General features: G+C 50.8%; 18 protein-coding genes. 2 read left to right on the plus strand and 16 right to left on the minus strand.

The features are described from left to right. Window positions 1-2: 2 nt before the first annotated feature. From topA to QU597_RS17180, 5 genes are all read right to left on the minus strand, one after another. Window positions 3-2099: a type I DNA topoisomerase gene (gene topA, locus QU597_RS17160; RefSeq protein ID WP_206100608.1), complete on the minus strand. Its 2097-nt coding sequence runs from the start codon at window positions 2097-2099 to the stop codon at window positions 3-5. A gap of 116 nt (window positions 2100-2215) precedes the next feature. Further along, window positions 2216-3334 carry a DNA-processing protein DprA gene (gene dprA, locus QU597_RS17165; protein WP_310829095.1) on the minus strand — a complete coding sequence of 373 codons (1119 nt, stop codon included), beginning with the start codon at window positions 3332-3334 and terminating at the stop codon, window positions 2216-2218. Window positions 3335-3561: 227 nt separating this feature from the next. Next, complete coding sequence (sucD, locus tag QU597_RS17170) at window positions 3562-4491, minus strand: succinate--CoA ligase subunit alpha (protein ID WP_310829096.1); 930 nt, start codon at window positions 4489-4491, stop codon at window positions 3562-3564. Window positions 4492-4539: 48 nt separating this feature from the next. Further along, window positions 4540-5697: an ADP-forming succinate--CoA ligase subunit beta gene (sucC, locus tag QU597_RS17175; RefSeq protein WP_054941092.1), complete on the minus strand. Its 1158-nt coding sequence runs from the start codon at window positions 5695-5697 to the stop codon at window positions 4540-4542. 349 nt (window positions 5698-6046) lie between these two features. Further along, on the minus strand, window positions 6047-6511 hold the full coding sequence (locus tag QU597_RS17180) for a MarR family winged helix-turn-helix transcriptional regulator (protein WP_310829097.1): 465 nt from the start codon (window positions 6509-6511) through the stop codon (window positions 6047-6049). A gap of 149 nt (window positions 6512-6660) precedes the next feature. Here QU597_RS17180 and QU597_RS17185 point away from each other — a divergent pair, with 149 nt between their 5' ends. Beyond that, window positions 6661-7089, plus strand: a complete 429-nt coding sequence (locus QU597_RS17185) for an organic hydroperoxide resistance protein (RefSeq protein WP_054941094.1) — start codon at window positions 6661-6663, stop codon at window positions 7087-7089. A 153-nt stretch (window positions 7090-7242) separates the two neighbouring features. Here the strand turns inward: QU597_RS17185 and QU597_RS17190 are convergent, their stop codons facing one another. The 11 genes from QU597_RS17190 to QU597_RS17240 all read right to left on the minus strand — a co-directional run bounded on the left by QU597_RS17190 (window position 7243) and on the right by QU597_RS17240 (window position 16653). After that, window positions 7243-8934, minus strand: a complete 1692-nt coding sequence (locus QU597_RS17190) for a YifB family Mg chelatase-like AAA ATPase (protein ID WP_310829098.1) — start codon at window positions 8932-8934, stop codon at window positions 7243-7245. Window positions 8935-9124: 190 nt separating this feature from the next. Next, entirely contained in the window at window positions 9125-9634 is a 510-nt protein-coding gene (locus tag QU597_RS17195) for a phosphoesterase (protein ID WP_310829099.1), read from the minus strand. A gap of 104 nt (window positions 9635-9738) precedes the next feature. Further along, on the minus strand, window positions 9739-10152 hold the full coding sequence (locus QU597_RS17200) for a hypothetical protein (protein WP_054941097.1): 414 nt from the start codon (window positions 10150-10152) through the stop codon (window positions 9739-9741). A 136-nt stretch (window positions 10153-10288) separates the two neighbouring features. Next, window positions 10289-10675, minus strand: coding sequence for a YraN family protein (locus QU597_RS17205; protein ID WP_310829100.1), 387 nt, complete (start codon window positions 10673-10675; stop codon window positions 10289-10291). Then, entirely contained in the window at window positions 10672-10977 is a 306-nt protein-coding gene (locus QU597_RS17210) for an EscU/YscU/HrcU family type III secretion system export apparatus switch protein (protein WP_310829101.1), read from the minus strand. Before QU597_RS17210 ends, QU597_RS17205 begins: the two co-directional genes overlap by 4 nt. Next, complete coding sequence (locus QU597_RS17215; protein ID WP_310829102.1) at window positions 10974-13235, minus strand: TP0910 N-terminal domain-containing protein; 2262 nt, start codon at window positions 13233-13235, stop codon at window positions 10974-10976. The genes QU597_RS17210 and QU597_RS17215 overlap by 4 nt, the downstream gene beginning before the upstream one ends. Before the next feature lie 80 nt (window positions 13236-13315). Then, on the minus strand, window positions 13316-13942 hold the full coding sequence (gene rnhB / locus QU597_RS17220; RefSeq protein WP_310833345.1) for a ribonuclease HII: 627 nt from the start codon (window positions 13940-13942) through the stop codon (window positions 13316-13318). 181 nt (window positions 13943-14123) lie between these two features. Then, window positions 14124-14984, minus strand: coding sequence for a ribosome biogenesis GTPase YlqF (ylqF, locus tag QU597_RS17225; RefSeq protein WP_310829103.1), 861 nt, complete (start codon window positions 14982-14984; stop codon window positions 14124-14126). 35 nt (window positions 14985-15019) lie between these two features. After that, the gene (lepB, locus tag QU597_RS17230) at window positions 15020-15640 is read right to left on the minus strand and encodes a signal peptidase I (RefSeq protein ID WP_310829104.1); all 621 of its coding nucleotides are present in this window, start codon (window positions 15638-15640) and stop codon (window positions 15020-15022) included. Between the two features lie 226 nt (window positions 15641-15866). Next, a complete protein-coding gene (gene rplS, locus QU597_RS17235) occupies window positions 15867-16211 on the minus strand; it encodes a 50S ribosomal protein L19 (RefSeq protein ID WP_036688590.1) in 345 nt (114 codons plus the stop codon). Window positions 16212-16356: 145 nt separating this feature from the next. Beyond that, window positions 16357-16653 carry a hypothetical protein gene (locus QU597_RS17240; protein ID WP_310829105.1) on the minus strand — a complete coding sequence of 99 codons (297 nt, stop codon included), beginning with the start codon at window positions 16651-16653 and terminating at the stop codon, window positions 16357-16359. 273 nt (window positions 16654-16926) lie between these two features. Between QU597_RS17240 and QU597_RS17245 the strand changes: the two genes are divergently transcribed. Further along, entirely contained in the window at window positions 16927-17931 is a 1005-nt protein-coding gene (locus QU597_RS17245) for a hypothetical protein (protein ID WP_310829106.1), read from the plus strand. The last annotated feature ends 30 nt before the right edge of the window (window positions 17932-17961 follow it).

The raw sequence follows: 17961 nt of genomic DNA on the forward strand, positions 1-17961 counted from the left end.
ATTTATTCTGCTAATTCTTCGCCCTCAAGTACAGCCTCAGTGTGGTCACAAGAGGTACATTGCAGCTTCGTGCCTTGCTTGTTGCGCTTCTCCACCATCCAGGAGCCGCAAACTGGACAAGGTTTAATTGAAGGACGGTCCCAGGAGACGAAATCACAACCAGGGTACTGATCGCAGCCATAGAATACGCGTCCTTTCTTGCTGCGACGCTCGACGACCTTCCCTTCATGACACTTCGGACAGCTTACTCCGATATCCTTCACAATCGGCTTGGTATTGCGGCAGTCAGGGAATCCTGAGCAGGCCAGGAACTTCCCGAACCGTCCCAGTTTATAAACCATCGGCTTCCCGCATTTCTCGCAGAGCTCATCGGACACTTCATCTTCAATCTCAATCTCTTTCATTTCTTCTTCAGCAAACAGCAGGCGCTTCTCAAAAGATTCATAAAATCCGGCCAATACTTTTACCCAATCCTCCGCGCCCTCTTCCACATGGTCAAGATCCCCTTCCATGTGCGCAGTAAATTCCACATCGAGAATTTCCGGGAAGAATTGTTCCATTTGCTCTATTATCAGCTCGCCTAGCTCAGTAGGCATAAATTTCTTCTCTTCAATCGCTACGTAGCCGCGTTTCTGGATTGTCTCCAGTGTAGGTGCATACGTACTCGGGCGGCCAATACCCAGCTCTTCCAGTGTTTTAACCAGACGTGCTTCAGTATATCTCGGCGGCGGCTGGGTGAAATGCTGCTTAGGCTCAATGTCCTGCTTCACCAGGTCATCCCCGGCTTTCAGCGGCGGCAAAAACTTCTCTTCGTCAGTCGTACCGTCATCATTACCTTCTACATACACCTTCATAAAACCAGGGAAAGAAACCTTGGAGCCGACTGCTCTGAAGATTGCAGTTCCTGCAGTAATATCCACGGAGAGTGTATCAAGTAGAGCAGAGGACATCTGACTGGAGACGAAGCGCTCCCAGATCAGTTTATATAAGCGGAATTGATCACGGCTCATGAATTCTTTGACCATCTCAGGTTCGCGCAGTGCAGAGGTTGGACGAATCGCTTCATGCGCATCCTGGGCTCCTGCAGCTTTTTTGGAATATTGGCGCGGTGATTCCGGAATAAACTTCTCTCCGTACTTGGCCAAAATCAGCTCCTTCGCTTCTTCCTGAGCGGTAGCGGAAAGACGAGTGGAGTCGGTACGCATGTAGGTGATCAAACCGACCGTGCCTTCCTTGCCAAGCTCTACGCCTTCATACAGCTGTTGAGCCACAGACATGGTTTTGGCAGCACGAAAGCCCAGCTTGCGGGCTGCTTCCTGCTGAAGTGAGCTTGTGGTAAACGGTGCCGAAGGATGTCGCTGTCTTTCCTTCTCCTTCACTTCCCGCACCTTGAAATCAGCATTCTTGATGGCTTCCAGCACTTCCTGAACTTCGCTTTCCCGGCCCAGCTCTTTCTTTTCACCATTCAGCTTGTGAAACTTGGCTTCAAAGACGGAATCGCGGATGCCTAGCTTTGCGGTAATACTCCAATATTCAGTCGGTTCAAAAGCGGAGATTTCATTCTCTCGGTCCATGATAATCTTAACAGCAACCGATTGCACCCGCCCGGCCGACAAGCCCTTTTTGACTTTCTTCCATAATAGTGGACTGATTTTATAACCGACGAGCCGGTCCAGAATCCGCCGGGCCTGCTGAGCGTTAACCAAATCCATATTAATTTTGCGCGGGGTCTTAAAAGCATCCTTTACAGCCTGCTTCGTGATCTCGTTGAAAACAACCCGGCACTCCTCTGTGTTATCCAAATCCAGCGCATGCGCCAGATGCCAGGCAATAGCTTCACCTTCGCGGTCCGGGTCAGCCGCCAGATAGACTTTTTTTACTTTTTTGCGGGCATCTTTTAGTTCCTTGAGAATCGATCCCTTACCGCGAATCGTGATATATTTGGGATTGAAGTCATTCTCTACCTCGACGCCAATCTGGCTTTTCGGCAGATCTCTGATATGTCCCATAGAAGCCTTTACAATATATTTACTGCCTAAATATTTGCCGATTGTCTTCGCTTTTGCCGGCGATTCGACAATGACTAATGTATCTGCCATAGGTTGTTCCTCCTAAAAGTATTGTGAGCAGTTATTTCCATGAATTAGACCGTTCAAATCTTGCTCCGGAAGCATACACTCTTCTTGAGAATACGCTTAAGTCTGTTCCTTCTATATTAAATTACCTTATAAATTGCACCCGGCAATTGTGTTACCGCTTTTTTTATGATTAAAGATAACAGAACTGAATGCAAATGTCCAAAATCCCACCTTGTTCTAAACAGCAGCTCATCCAGACTAAACGGGCCTTGATGCAGTATATGGTATAGGTGAGACTCCTCACTTGTCAATTTCTTTTCGATCAGCCCATCCCCATTCCCCAGCTCAAAAAGGGGGTTTAAGCTCTCTCTATCAGCCTTTACAGGTATAAAAGAAATATATTCTTCCACAATATCTTCTGCAGAGGTTACAAGTTTTGCCCCTTGTTTGATCAGATCAAGCGCTCCGCGGCTTTTGGGAGAAGTAACCGGTCCGGGAACCGCAAACACATCTCTTCCCGCTTCCAGGGCGGCATCAGCCGTGATCAAGGAACCGCTGCGGGAGTCAGCTTCGACAACTAGCGTCCCTAAGGTCAGACCGGCGATAATCCGGTTGCGCTGCGGGAACAGGCCCGGATGACTCTGGGTGCCTAACGGATACTCACTGAGCACCAGCCCTTTTTGTGAAATCTCCCGCTCCAGCTCCCTGTTCTCGGGCGGATAGACCTTGTCGAGACCAGTAGCAACAACAGCGATTGTAATTCCGCCGCAGGCTAATGCCGCTTCATGGCACACGCTGTCGATTCCCCGGGCCAGTCCGCTGACTACCGCAAGCCCTGCCGTACTCAGCTGCTCCGAGAGCATCTCTCCTACTTTGCGTCCATAGGCAGTAGGCACACGTGTACCCACCATCGCTATTGCAGGACGGGAAGCATATTCCAGAGATCCCCTGTAATAAAGCACCCATGGCGGCTGTGCTGTTTCCTTCAGCAAAGCAGGGTATTGCTCATCCAGAACAGTAACCATGGCTACTCCGCTTTCTTCCATTAAAAGACGGCGTTTAAGAATCCATCCCGCATCAAACGCTTCAGCCAGCCGCTGTGCAATTTTTGCCGGTAATCCGGCCTTTTGCCAATCTTCCGGACTGCAAACAAACGCTCGCTTTGTCAATAACCCTGCCTGGCGGATTCTGTCGATGCTTTTCCAGCCGATCCCCTCCACTTCATTCAGTCCAAATAATAAGTCACGTGTTTCCATATGTATTCTCTCCCTTAGGATGGAAGGGTCAGCCTTCCCTATTTTGTGGTACTTGCGTTAAAAATGCAAGTTACTGCTGCGAAGCTGGTTCCCTGGCACCAGAACTATACGCAAAAAAGCAACCTTTTCCCCTGTTGCACAGGAATAAAAGGTTGCTTACCTATAACAAATCATACACTATGGCTGATCCCAGCACAGTGACTTTTAATAGAAGAATTATTTCATGATTAATGTGTTGTAAAAGCTCCCAGAATGCCGCGTTCCTCAAGTACACTCACAAGCGTTGAGCCCATTTCAGCCGGTGTCGGTGCAACTTTAATTCCACAGGATTCCAGAACGGCAATTTTTTCGCTGGCAGTCCCTTTCCCTCCGGAGATAATAGCCCCGGCATGACCCATGCGTTTGCCTGGAGGTGCAGTAACGCCGCCGATGAATCCGACAACAGGCTTTGTCATATTCTCTTTAATCCAGAGAGCAGCCTCTTCTTCAGCGGTTCCGCCGATTTCACCGATCATAATGACAGCCTTTGTACCCGGGTCATCATTAAACAGCTTCAGAATGTCGATGAACTCCGAACCTTTGACCGGATCACCGCCGATTCCGACTGCCGAGGACTGCCCGATTCCGCGTTCTGTCAGCTGATGCACCGCTTCGTAGGTAAGCGTTCCGCTGCGGGAAACCACGCCTACATATCCGGGGGTATGAATATAGCCCGGCATAATGCCAATCTTACACTCTCCCGGTGTGATGACACCCGGACAGTTAGGCCCGATCAGGACCGTAGAACGGCCTTCCATGTACCTTGATACTTTAACCATATCCAGCACCGGTATACCTTCAGTAATACAGATGACAAGCTCCATCTCCGCATCCACAGCCTCCATGATAGAGTCAGCGGCAAAAGCCGGCGGTACATAAATCACGCTGGCAGTTGCCCCGGTTGCGGCTTTGGCGGCGACTACCGTATCAAATACTGGCAGGCTGACCTCCTTACCGTTCTCCAGCGTAATCGCAACAGAGGTTCCCCCTTTGCCGGGTGTCACTCCGCCGACCATCTGTGTGCCATAATCCAGCGCACCTTTGGTATGGAACAGGCCCGTTGAGCCTGTAATCCCCTGTGTGATGACTTTCGTATTTTTATCTACAAGAATGCTCATCGTTTTGGTCACATCCCTACTTAGTTTGTCGAATACGAGATACTTGCGTTACACAAGAGATACAATCTTACGGGCACCGTCTGCCATGGAATCTGCAGCGACGATGTTTAGTCCTGAACCGGCGAGGATCTGTTTCCCCAGCGCCACATTGGTTCCTTCAAGACGCACAACGAGCGGTTTGGTCAGGCCAAGCTGCCGGGCTGCTTCTACCACACCTGTAGCAATCACGTCACAGCGCATAATTCCGCCAAAAATATTAACAAAAATACCGTTCACTTTATCGTCAGACAAAATAATTTTAAAGGCCTCAGTAACCTTCTCGGTCGTCGCACCGCCCCCTACATCCAGGAAGTTGGCCGGCTCGCCGCCGTAATATTTGATAATATCCATAGTAGCCATCGCTAGTCCCGCACCATTAACCATACAGCCGATATTACCGTCAAGGGCGATATAGCTGAGATCATATTTGGAAGCTTCAATTTCCTTCTCGTCCTCTTCATCCAGGTCGCGGAGTTCTTGAATATCCTTATGGCGGAACAAAGCATTGGAGTCAAAGTTGAGCTTGGCGTCGAGCGCCATCACATTGCCGTCAGCTGTAACTACCAGCGGGTTAATCTCCGCGATAGAGCAATCTTTATCCACAAAAGCCAAATAGAGCGCTTGCATGAACTTGACCGCTTTATTCACCAATTCTGTCGGAATAGCGATGCTGTACGCTAATTTGCGTGCCTGGAAAGTCTGCAGTCCTACTGCCGGATCGATAATTTCCTTAAAAATCTTCTCCGGATGACTTGCAGCCACCTCTTCAATTTCAGTGCCGCCTTCTTCAGAGGCCATCATGACTACGCGGCCGGAACTGCGGTCTACCACGATTCCAATGTAATATTCCTTCACAATCTGACAGCCCTCTTCAATGAGCAGCCGTTTCACCACTTTGCCCTCAGGTCCGGTCTGATGGGTAACCAATGTCTTGCCAAGAATCTCTCCGGCATAGGAGCGAACCTCGTCAAGCGATTTGGCAACCTTAACCCCTCCTGCTTTACCGCGTCCGCCTGCATGAATCTGCGCTTTAACTACCACCACCGGTGTGCCGAGTGATGATGCAGCTTCTACCGCTTCCTCCACTGTATAAGCTACTTTTCCGTTCGGTACGGCAACGCCGTACTTCTTAAGTACTTCTTTTCCCTGATACTCGTGGATATTCATACCGGAAGCCTCCTAAAGTGTTGCGGTGGCCTGTGCAGGCAGCCTGCAGCCAAACCGCATTCCGTTTTGATACTCCAAAGCCGGGTCCAGACCGGTAAACATTTATAAATATTCCGGTACAAGCAAGAATCCAGCCGAATTCCAAAGAAAACGGCGGGTTCTCTGCCTGAGACATACGGCGAAATACAGATTTGCATCTCTATCTACCTATATGCCATAAAAGGAAACCCAGAATATTGTAACATGATTCAAAAGGGCTTACCTTAAAATCTTTCACTATTTATACATATATTTTCGCTTGATTTCATGCCGGAATGCGAACGATTACATTGACATAATGTTTCTAGAGCTATTTTGTCGCAGCTGTATTCGCTTCATGAACACGGGCAAGCAGGCTTTTGAACTGGCCCAGCAGATTTACAAACTCCTCAGCTGAGAGCATCGTCCCTTCCGCCATCTTTCCAGGAATGCAGACTGCTTCACTCTGCAGCGCCCAGCCCTTGTCTGTAAGCGAGATGAGCACCTTCCGTTCATCCTGCAAGGAGCGTTCACGGAGGATAAGGCCCGCAGCCTGCAGCCGTTTCAACAACGGAGTCAGCGTCCCTGAATCCAAAAAGAGGGCTTCGCCAAGCTCTTTAACTGTACACTGCTGTTTCTCCCACAGCACAATCATCACCAGGTACTGTGAATAGGTGAGGCCAATCTTATCCAGGTGAGGCTGATACAGCTTCGTAAATTCACGCGAACAGGCATAAATAGTGAAACAAAGTTGATTTTCAAGCATCAGCTCAGGGGATGTGGTTGTTTTTTGCATATCTTCTTCACCTGCCTTTGTGACATTATTTTATCACAATTCATCCGAAATATCATGTTAATAGCAAAAAATATATTGACTATTATTAATATTGTGTTAAATTAAATTGTGTACAATACATTTTCGTAAACGAACGGGAGCGATTAATTATGATGACAATTCAACAAAAAATGTATGAAACTACAGTTAAAGCGGTTGGCGGAAGAAACGGATACATCGAATCGGAAAGCCCTAAACTCAACCTGACGATCAGCACTCCCCGCGAAATGGGCGGAGCCGGCGGAGAAGGCACCAACCCTGAGCAGCTCTTTGCAGCCGGATACTCCGCTTGCTTTGACAGCGCCCTGAATATGGTTGCCCGGATGGGTAAAGTGAAAATTGAAGGCAGTGAAGTAACTGCTACTGTGAGCTTCGGCAAAGTTGAAGATGGCGGCTTCGGCATCGCAGTCAAGCTTGATATTCTAGTCAAAGGTGTGGACCGTGAAACAGCCGCTAAGCTTGTTGAAGCTGCACATGGAGCATGCCCTTACTCCCGCGCTACCCGCGGAAATATCGAAGTAGAGCTGAACGTACTGTAACTCATTAAAATAGATCGGCAACTAAGAATAATCTCAGTATGAGAACGAACAAGCCGTCCGGAGCAGCTCCGGACGGCTTTTTTCATATGCACGTTTATGCAGCAAATAATGGGAGATATATATAATGAAGAAAAAGATTTATCCTTCCTTCATTCATTCCTCCGTGAATACCTGCCGGTCCAGATTCCGGTACTGCACGGCTTCTGCCAGATGAGCAGAACTTATTGCAGAAGCACCAGCCAGATCAGCGATGGTACGGGCCAGCTTAATAATACGGTCATGTGCGCGCATGCTTAGACCGAGACTTTCCAGTATTCCGTGCAGCAGCTGGCTGCTTTCTTTATTCATATAGGCATAGCGGCGAAGCGCTGCTCCGGACAGCTCGCTGTTCCACGAGATCGGCAGGTCTTTGTAACGTTCAGCTTGAATGAGCTGGGCCCGGTTCACCTCAGCACGCATCTCAGCCGATGACATAGAAGGCCCCTGCTCATTCCATTCCTTAGGGCGGGGTACGTCCACCTGCATATCAATACGATCCAGCAGCGGGCCAGAGATTTTTGCCCGGTACTGGGCAATCCTGGCCGGGCTGCAGGTGCATCTCTGGTGGGTTCCCGCGTTTCCTAAATAACCGCAGCTGCACGGATTCATCGAACACGCCAGTAAGAAACGCGCAGGGAATGTAAATGCTGCACGGGCACGGCTGATTGTCACGAGGCCATCTTCCAACGGCTGCCGCAGTACTTCCAGCACATTGCGGGAGAATTCCGGCAATTCATCAAGAAACAGAATGCCGCGGTGTGCTAAGCTCACTTCCCCGGGCTTCGGAAGGCCTCCCCCTCCGATAAGACCGGCTCCCGAAATTGTGTGATGCGGGGAACGGAACGGCCTGCTGCGCAAGAGACCGCTATGGGCATCCTTTAGCTTACCGGCTGCACTGAATATTTTGGTAACCTCCAGTGATTCACTGTCGCTTAAGCCTGGAAGAATTCCCGGCAGCCGCTTGATCAGCATCGTCTTGCCCGTCCCTGGAGGGCCCATCAGAACGATGTTATGCATACCCGCTGCCGCAATTGTCAGCGCCCGCTTCACATGATTCTGACCCAGTACATCACTATAATCCTCTTTCATCAAACCGTCCGCAGCAGGAATAGCAGCAGCATCCGAATATCTCGGTATATATTTCAAATGCTCCAGATCCTCCGCTAATACCGGGGGCTTGTCCTGCGCTGCAGTGCCGGTACCGACAATCACCGGAAACGGAAGTACATGCTGCAAGGGAGCAGTATTTGATAGTGATGCTAAATGTTCCCCTGGCTCAGAAGCATCGCATCCCCCTGTTCCCTGTTCTTTCTGCTTCAGCTCCTGCAGATGATCCGCAGCATACACGTTCATCCCACTTATCAGCGCAGCCTCGGCCGCATTCCCGCGGGGCACCAGCACCGCCTGAAAACCCGCGCGTCGGGCAGCCTCAACCATCGGCAGCACACCAGTGACGGGTCTAAGACTGCCGTCCAGTGCCAATTCACCGATCAGCAGCATTTTTTCGGCTGCCGGCATTATCAGCTGGGCACTGGTCGTCAGAATTCCAAGTGCAATAGCCAGATCGAATGCTGATCCCTCCTTGCGCAGATCCGCCGGAGCGAGATTGATCGTGACCCGCTGCTGGGGATAGCGGTAGCCGCAATTTTTGACAGCAGCCCGCACCCTTTCCACAGCTTCGCGAATGGCCGAGTCGGGTAATCCAATGATGTTCGTCTGTGGCAACCCGTTGGCCAGATCAATTTCGACCCCAATCATAACGCCTTCAATTCCGTACAGGCAGGCACTGTGCATTTTTCCGTACATAACAAAAAACACCTCTTCTCCTGAAATACGCTCACGCTCAAGCGCTATAGCATCAAGAAAAAGGGTGCTTCCTCAATTTCCGCAGTATTAATAACAGTATACAAATGATCCTCTATTATAATCAAGCATTGGCAAAGGAAAAGTCAGCCGGACATAATTGCACATTTATGCAAATGTTGTTTTTTTGCAGCTATCCTTCTTCACTGCCCGCAACTGCATCCCGGATTTGCGCAAACGACAGCGGTTTATAGCCCCAGTGCTCCACACAAATGTTGAAATGGTTTTTGCCTTCGTATTTCTGTCCATGGATATGACCGTGCACATTTACGTAAGGCATATGCTTGTTCATGTACATAGGTTCATGGGAGAGCATGAAAAAGTCCTTATAGATCAGCGGGTATTCACTGACCTCATCAAAACCCGCCTCCAGCCACCAGTTCCGCCCCCGTCCGCGGTCGTGATTGCCGAGGATAAGTATTTTGCGGCCGTTCAGGCTGCTGACAATCCTCCGCGTCGCTTCAAGGCCCAAAAAGGAGAAGTCTCCAAGATGGAATACGGTATCCCCGTCTTCCACCACGGAATTCCAGATCTCAATCATTACCTTATCCATCTCCTGCGCATTAATGAAGGGGCGCGACTCAAAATCAATAATCAGTTCATGCCCGAAATGGTGGTCCGAAGTAAAATAGACATTAGACATCTCCTGCACACCTTTCTTTACATAAAGCTTTATTGTGCCGCATTTTTCATCAATGCGAAATCCCTCAAACAACTCCCCCAACATGAAAAAAGGAGGGCCGCCGATTATTTTTGCCAGTCGCGTTTGCTGGACCGCTGATGAACATCCAGATGAATCAGTTCAGCCAAAGGCGGTATTTCCTCATGCTCAACGAGCCATTTGCGCATTTCCTTAATTGCTTCGACTTGACCATTTCCTTTATCACGCCAGGTCAGCAGTTCGATTACTCTGATAACCAGCGACATCAGGCTGCTATGGCTGCTTTGACTTTTTTCCGCCCTGATTTTTTGGATCAGCGCCTCGTTCTCCCAGTCAATCAATATCTCTTCAGCTATAGCCGGCCTCATGACCGTAAAGCTCTTATTGCAATTGCTGCAGCAAATGACCGCCAAGGGCTCCGCACCCAAATCCACATCGATCTTCTGCTCACAATGTTGGCAAGCAAAGCTTACCTGTATATTAACCGGTTGATTACTCACGGGGACAGCCTCCTCTGGTAGCATTAAAAAGACACAATAATGTTTACCCATTTCCTTGGAGAAATGACCCATGCATGCAGTCTGTGTAAGGCCAGGCATTCGTTGCCCATCCGGAAACGGCTTATCGCTATACTTCTTAAAAGGCCTCACGAATGTGCCGGAGTCCGGCAATGCTCAAATCCTCATTCAGCTGGATGCTGATCACATCGAAGGATATTCTCCGGTCCTCCTGCCCCTTCATATGCAAATAGACCTCTGCCGTACTGCGTACCTGGCGGATTTTGCGGATATCCACCGACTCCTCCGGTGTTCCCTGCAGCGGACTGCCGCTGCGGCTCCGCACCTCAATAAATACGAGGTCTCCCCCGTGCTCGGCAATCAGGTCCAGTTCACCGCTGCGGCAGCGCCAGTTAGCCTCCAGAATAACGTAACCCTGCGAGGACAAATACAAGGCTGCCGCTTGTTCCGCAGCCGCCCCTTTTAGCTTGCGGCTGAAATGCTGACTATTGTAGGATTCCCTCACTTCGGTCTCCGTTCCCCGGCAGAACGGTCGCTTTGATAGACAAAGCTGAGTATTTCGGCCACGAGATTATAGAGCTCCGGTGGAATTTGCTGATTCAGATCCAGCTGGGAAAGCACCTCCACGAGTGCAGCATCCTCCTGTACAGCTACTCCATTCTCTTTGGCTTTCTGCAGAATCAGATCCGCGACTACACCCTGGCCTTTAGCGACAACTACCGGAGCTTCGGTTTTCCCGGGTGTATATTTCAAGGCAACAGCCTTTTTCATTCTGTAGGTAAGCTCTTCATTACTCTCTTCACTCATATGCGGTAATCGACTCCTTTATAGGAATCCGGAACATAATCGGCCAGCTTCGCCGCAGTTTGTGCCGATGCGGAAGCCAAATTCGCTTCCGGTAACGGCTCTGTGCGCAGGCTTGACAGCTGGTAACCGATGGATTCCACTGCCGCCGCTACATCATCCCGCCGTTCTTCCAGCAGCTCAAGTACCCAAGGATCATTGTTATGCAGCTTCAGGTTAACGATCCGGTCCACAACCTGAACGTCGACCATTGTCTGGCCCAACTGCTTCATGTCGAGATCAAACCAGAGCCGGCAATTCGCCGCATCCAGTTCCCCCTTGCGGCCCCGCCGCGACTGAATATGAACGGATGCCGTCTCCTGCCCATCCGCACCCCGCAGCGGCAGGAACAGGGTCACCTGCGCGAAAGGCGCCGTGCGGTCCGTATTCAGCAGCAGCTGCTGGCCCGTTAGCTGCTGGATCAGCTGGCCCGCGGCTTCCTTGACCGCGGGCGGGGCTTCGCTGCTGCCAATCACCTGCAGCAGCACGCCCTTCAGCGTATCGGCAGTATCCGCCTCGCCGATGGCTGGCTGCAGCGCCGCCTGCGGCAGCGCTGCTTCGCGCACCCCCGCGGCCGCAGGCGCTGCCGCGGTGCGCACATCCGCGGCTGCCGGCGCGCCGCCGCGGACCGCCTGCTGCTCGTGCTCCGCACCGAGCAGCTTCAGCACCCGCCCCACCCAAGACTCCGTGTCTTGGGCAGGGGCGGGTGCCCCTCCCGGCTGCTGCGCTGACGCAGCCGGGCTATCCCCGCGCGGCGCGCCAGCCGCGGGGGCCAGCTCCTGCCCCGCCGCAGCAGGCGGGGCGTTACCGGCAGCAGGCTGGGCGTTACCGGCAGCAGGCTGGGCGGGTGCGCCAGCCTGCTCTGTGAGCTGCGGCAGCGTGCCGCGCAGCTCAGAGAGGACGCCCTGCAGCTTCGCGAGCAGGGCACCCCCGGTGGCCTCCGCAGCCACCGGCCTCGCGGCACTCCCCAATGCTTCGGGAGCTGCCCCCTTCACTGCATTCCCATCAGCCTCCGCTAGCGCGGTATTGCCCGCAGCCCTTGCAGCATCTGCAGCCCCCGGCTTGGCAGTAGCTCCTGCTGCCTCTGATCCGGTGCTCCCCGCCGTATTTCCTTGGATCCCTGCAGCGGAGACCGTTCTTGCCGTATCTGCAGTTCCTGGCTTAGCGGCAGTTCCTGCTCCCCCGGCTTCAGCACTTCCCGTGATATTCCCTTGAGCACCTGCAGCAACAGTTCCGGATAACGGTTGTTCTTTACCAGTGCCTGTTTTGAAAAGTATAGCGCTACCGGCGGATTCCCCTTCAGCCGGCACTCCGCTTGCCACAGCACCTTCCGGCTCCTGATCGCCTATTCTTATCACTGCTGCTCCGCCAGCCTGCTCAGATTTCCCTGCGGAAGCCCGCTGCATATCTGTGTGCTGTGAAGCTGACTTCGTGCCAACCGCAGCATCATCTGTCACGGAAGTCCCACCAAAACCTTTGCCGGCTGCCAAGCGGACATCTTCAGGATCATTTCCGGAAGCATGATCGATAGCCGCTCCGGCACCTGCAGCAACGCCAGCACCACTAGTAGTGGCCTGCTTATCCGGACGAGTGACTGCATTCCCGCCGCTGCTGTTGTCTTCCTCCTGCTGAACCCATGCTCCAAGCTCTGTTTCGAGTTTGGCCAGCAGCTCATGCAGCTTCGGTCCAAAAACGGCCTGCTGAATTCCCTTCACACTCTCCGTAGTAACCGGAAGACCCCGTTTCACCGAGATGACGGCAGACTCCAGCCATTCTGAAGTCGGAACGCCCTGTGGCTTAGCATTCATAACAGCGTCCAACTTTGCAGCCGTCTCTTTGGTCAGTGGCAGGCCTCCTGACAGTATCGCCCGAATGATTTCCTTCCCTGCCTTAGAGTCCGTAAGACCGAGCGACTCCAGGGCTTCACCCATCATTTGCGGGGATGACAGTGTAGCATCACTAAGGGAGACCGGCTTAAGGACCGGCAGCCCTCCCTCGCCGGGAGGTGCAACCTGCAGCGTCATCGTCTGTCCGGGCTGCAGCGGAGTTTCCAGCTCAGCGCGGACAGATGTGCCTTGAATTTGTACTACCGCTTCCTTGCCGGTGTCTGATACGCTGAGGACTAGACCGCGGACGACCTGTCCTTCCTTTAGTTCCAGCGCTTTGGCTTCACCCGGCTTACTGTCTCCGAGCAGCCCGCGAATTAAAGATCCGATATTCATGCCGTTATCCCTCCCTTCCTGCTTGTTCTCTTATTCATATATATCGACATTTTCAAGCATTTCATGAAAGAGAAACCGTTCTAAAATAAAGTCTGCTGTTCCGCCAGGATTCTTCCAATAAAGCTGCGCCGGTGCAATGGAGTAGGCCCGAGTGACATAATCTGCTCCCGGTGCAGCTTAGTGGCATAGCCTTTATGTATTTTAATCCCGTAGCCAGGATATAATTCCTCCCACAAGCCTTCACACAACCGGTCACGGGTTACTTTTGCAACAATGGAAGCCGCTGCAATAGACTGGCTGTTGGCATCCCCTTTGATAATCGCCTGCTGCGGCTGCGGCACATCAATTTTCTCGGCATCAATCAGCAAATAATCCGGGGTATGGGCAAGTCCCTCAACCGCTTTTTTCATCGCCAGCCTTGAGGCTTGCTTAATATTTATCTCATCAATAACTGTAGACTCCACATGGCCGACGCAGACTGCCAGCGCCTGCTCCATAATAATTTCATACAAGGCATCCCGCTTCTTGGCGGTTAGCTTCTTAGAATCGTCCACACCGTCAATAATCAGCCCTTCCGGCAAAATCACCGCCGCTGCAACCACATCGCCGAACAGGCAGCCTCTGCCCACCTCATCAACACCGGCAATCCGGCGGTAGGATTGTTCCCATCCCGCTTTTTCAAACTTCAGCATATCAATCGTACTCATCATTTCTCCACCGCCATATCCATTTATCAGGTCATCTACTAGCCAGCTTATCACAAGAAGACTTCCGGAGGCATCCCTCTTTTTGTGTATAAACCCAGCCTTCTACCGGCGGACCCGGTATGAAAACACAAAAAAAGCCACCCAAACTTTTGGATGGCTCATTTACGAATACTCTCCGTACTTAAGGCATTTCCAGCGTAAACGTCCCTAGTTTGCCTGCACGCAGCTCATGAAGCAGAGTCCGGGAAGCTTTTTCCAGGTCCACCCGTCCGCCGCTGATCAGACAACCGCGCTTGCGCCCCACCGCTTCCATGACCGCCACAATTTCATCCGGATTCTCCAGATCCTCAGGCAGCTTCTCAATCCCGAAACGCTCCTTGAACCTGGAACCGTAATCCTTGATCAGATATTTAACCGCATAGAAGGCGATATCCTCAACGTTAAGGACCTCTTCTTTGATAGCTCCGGTAATGGCCAGACGGTAGCCCACTTCCTGATCTTCAAATTTCGGCCACAAAATTCCGGGGGTATCCAGCAGTTCCAGATTTCCGCCCGTCTTAATCCATTGCTGGCCCTTGGTCACACCAGGACGGTCACCGGTTAAAGCAATACTCCGGCCTGCCATCTTATTGATCAGCGTGGATTTGCCTACGTTTGGAATGCCTACGATCAGAGCCCGGCTCGCCCGCGGATTCATTCCCTTGGCAATTTGCCGGTCGATTTTCTCTTTAAGCAAAAGCTTAACCTGCTCAGGGATGTCCTTAATACCTGTTCCGGTAGACGCATCTACAGGATGAGCAACATGGCCTTCAGCTCTAAAATAGGCCAGCCATTTGCGCGTCGCCTCAGGATCAGCCAGATCGCTTTTATTGAGAATGATCAGCCTTGGCTTATCCCGCAAAATATCGTCAATCATCGGATTGCGGCTGGAAAGCGGCAGACGGGAATCGAGCAGTTCTATTGCAACATCAATCAGCTTCAGCTTGTCCTCGATTTGCCGTCTAGCCTTCGTCATATGACCGGGGAACCATTGAATGGCCATTGCCGTCACCTCCTTTGACTTTGTGTCAGCTTATTTTAATGATTAATTACAGTAATATCTTTGACCGGCCAGAAGATCAGATCGGCACGGCCGACAATATCCCCCAGCGGCACATAGCCGATCATCCGGCTGTCTGTACTGTCAGAGCGGTTATCTCCCATTACAAATACATGTCCTTCCGGTACAGTACCATCCGGCAATTCTTCATTCGGGAAATCCTTATTATTATAGAGAGCATTGTTATTATGCGCTGCATCAATCGCATCCTGAATATACGTTTCGTCTACAGGTTCGCCGTTAACAGTTACGACATCCCCTTCCACCTTCACCGTGTCTCCAGCTACCGCAATGACCCGCTTAATAAAATCTCTGCCTTCCGAAGGCACATGGAATACAATTACCTCACCCCGCTGCGGAGAGCGGATGTCATACAGGATCTCATTCACAATTACCCGTTCACCGGTGTGGAAATTCGGCTGCATGGATGGTCCATCGACAATAAACGGCTTAAACAAAAGCCAGCGTATCAAGATTACCAGAACCAATGCAATGGCTATCGCTTTTATCCATTCAAGTACTTCATTTTTCTGCTTTCGAGGGTTCTGGCCGCCTGGTTCAACAGTCTCGCCTTGTCCCTGCTGTAAATCCTGCTGCATAGTTCACCGTCCTCTCTTTATGTTACTCTCACTATACAACCACTATACAACAAAAAAACTCCTGCCAAAAACTCCTCCACGAATTACTCCTTCAGGAGGCCTTTTCGGAGAAGCTGATCCTAAGGCATATATGTTTAAGTTCAATGTTTGCATCACAAAAAGAAACGGTTCTGCCTGCAAGAAAAAAGAAAAGGGCTTGAATTCAAGCCCCTTCTTTGTCACTATTCTAGCGACGGATTTCTTTAATTCTTGCAGCTTTACCGCGAAGTTCACGAAGATAGTATAGCTTCGCACGACGAACTTTACCACGACGAGCCACTTCGATTTTCTCGAGCTTAGGCGAGTTGATTGGGAAAGTTCTTTCCACACCAACACCGTAAGAAATTTTACGAACTGTAAAAGTCTCACTGATTCCACCGCCGCGACGTTTGATTACAACGCCTTCGAACAACTGGATCCGTTCACGAGTTCCTTCGATAACTTTTACGTGCACCTTCAAAGTATCACCTGGACGAAAACTAGGGATATCTTTACGAAGTTGCTCTTGCGTAATTGCTTGTAGGATATTCATTTAGGACTTCCTCCTTCCGTACAGGTGTTCTTGCCTCTTCCGGAGAGACCTTTGCTCTCCCTCATTATCCGCAGCGGACCACCGTATTCCACACAACAGAAATAATATTATCATAAAAGATAGGCTATTACAACATAATTTTTGATTATAGCGGCATCATATCCCGTTTTTTCGCCTTCACCTTACAGTCCTTGCATAGTCCGACAACGCTTCCATTGTCCTGGGCATAAAATATCAGCTTGCCGTTCTTCTTCTTGCAGGAGGAGCAAGGCTGCTCGACTGTGCTATGCTTTGCTTTACGATGTCTGTCCATTGATATTACATTGCTGGCAGTACCCGCTCCCGGACTTTTGGGCTTGCTGCTACGGCTCCGGGATACAAAAGAAACAGCAATAATAACTAACACTACCATCAGAACTGCTGCATATACCATTTGGCTCATCCGCTCCCTTGACCTTTCACAGTGAAAATAGTAAATAGACCGCCCTTAAATGATGTCTGAGTGACGGTCTGTTCCCGCTGCCAAGCTCCGCTGCATAAGACAGCTAATCTTTAGCCCATTTTACCATAAATACGGATCAAATTACAGTGACACCAGGCATCCTGGACTTTAGTCCAGCACAGCAACCCGACCGCAGCCTGTTCTTCAATTATTTACCATAATATATACTGTTGATACTACATAAGCAGACAAGAATTTTTGTGGGAGGTAATAATGTTGAGAAAAAAACATAGCACAGCAATAATCGCGGCAGCCACCGTCTTCTCGATGGTGCTGCTGGCCGGCTGCAGGGAACTTCCCGGCAAGGAGGCTGCTGATAACCAGCTTGAGGAGAGCTTCTCCGGTAATAACGGTACTCCCTTTCTGGAATCACTTAATCTCGACCTCAGTGAGGCCGCAGACGATGTAAGCCAAGACATCGAGGAAGCTGCCGGTAATATACAGGAAGCTGCTGGCAGTGTAAAGGAAGCCGTCCAGGAAGCAGCAGCGGAGGTAGCAGACCAGATTAATGAGAACGGACTAAGACAAGATCTTACAGTGTCATTGAAAAGCGGGAATTCAACAGAGCTTATTCTGGACAATGCAGTCGGCAAAATCGAAGTCGTCTCGGTTGAAGGAGATACCGTTCATGTATCAGCATCTGTTATCGCACATAACCCGGTTACCAAAGCAGTTGACCAGAAGATCCTGGATAATGCCGAGGTTTCAATCGAGAGCAGCAGCGGCAAGCTTATGGTATCCGCTCATCCCAAGGACAGTCCCAAAAAAGACCTGTGGACCTGGGCGCAAAAGAAATACAAGCATTCCGATTTCAGCATCAACTATGTAATTGAAGTTCCGGCGGGCATCACCGGATATGAGATAAATAATAATGTGGGTTCGGTTCAACTGAGCGGCCTACAGGGCAACTTCAAGATTATCAGCGATGTCGGAAGCATTTCTCTCCAAGATGTTCGAATTACCGGCAAGTCCATTGTTCAAACGGATACCGGGAGCATCTCCCTTGGACTAGGCAGTATGACCAGCGGCAGCAGCCTTACAGCCAGCAGTGACGTAGGCGCTATAAAAACAACACTCGCCAGAGGTCTTAAATGCACCGTGAAGGCTTCCAGTGAGCTTGGCGCGATTAGCGGTGTATCCAAAGGCAAACAGGACTATTATGGAGGCGGACCGCTGCTCGCCCTCTCTACAGAGATCGGCGCCATTACCGTCCGGTAATAGAAGAACATTCAATAAAGCGGGCTGTCC

It is taken from the genome of Paenibacillus pedocola, assembly GCF_031599675.1.
Taxonomy (GTDB): domain Bacteria; phylum Bacillota; class Bacilli; order Paenibacillales; family Paenibacillaceae; genus Paenibacillus_AQ; species Paenibacillus_AQ pedocola.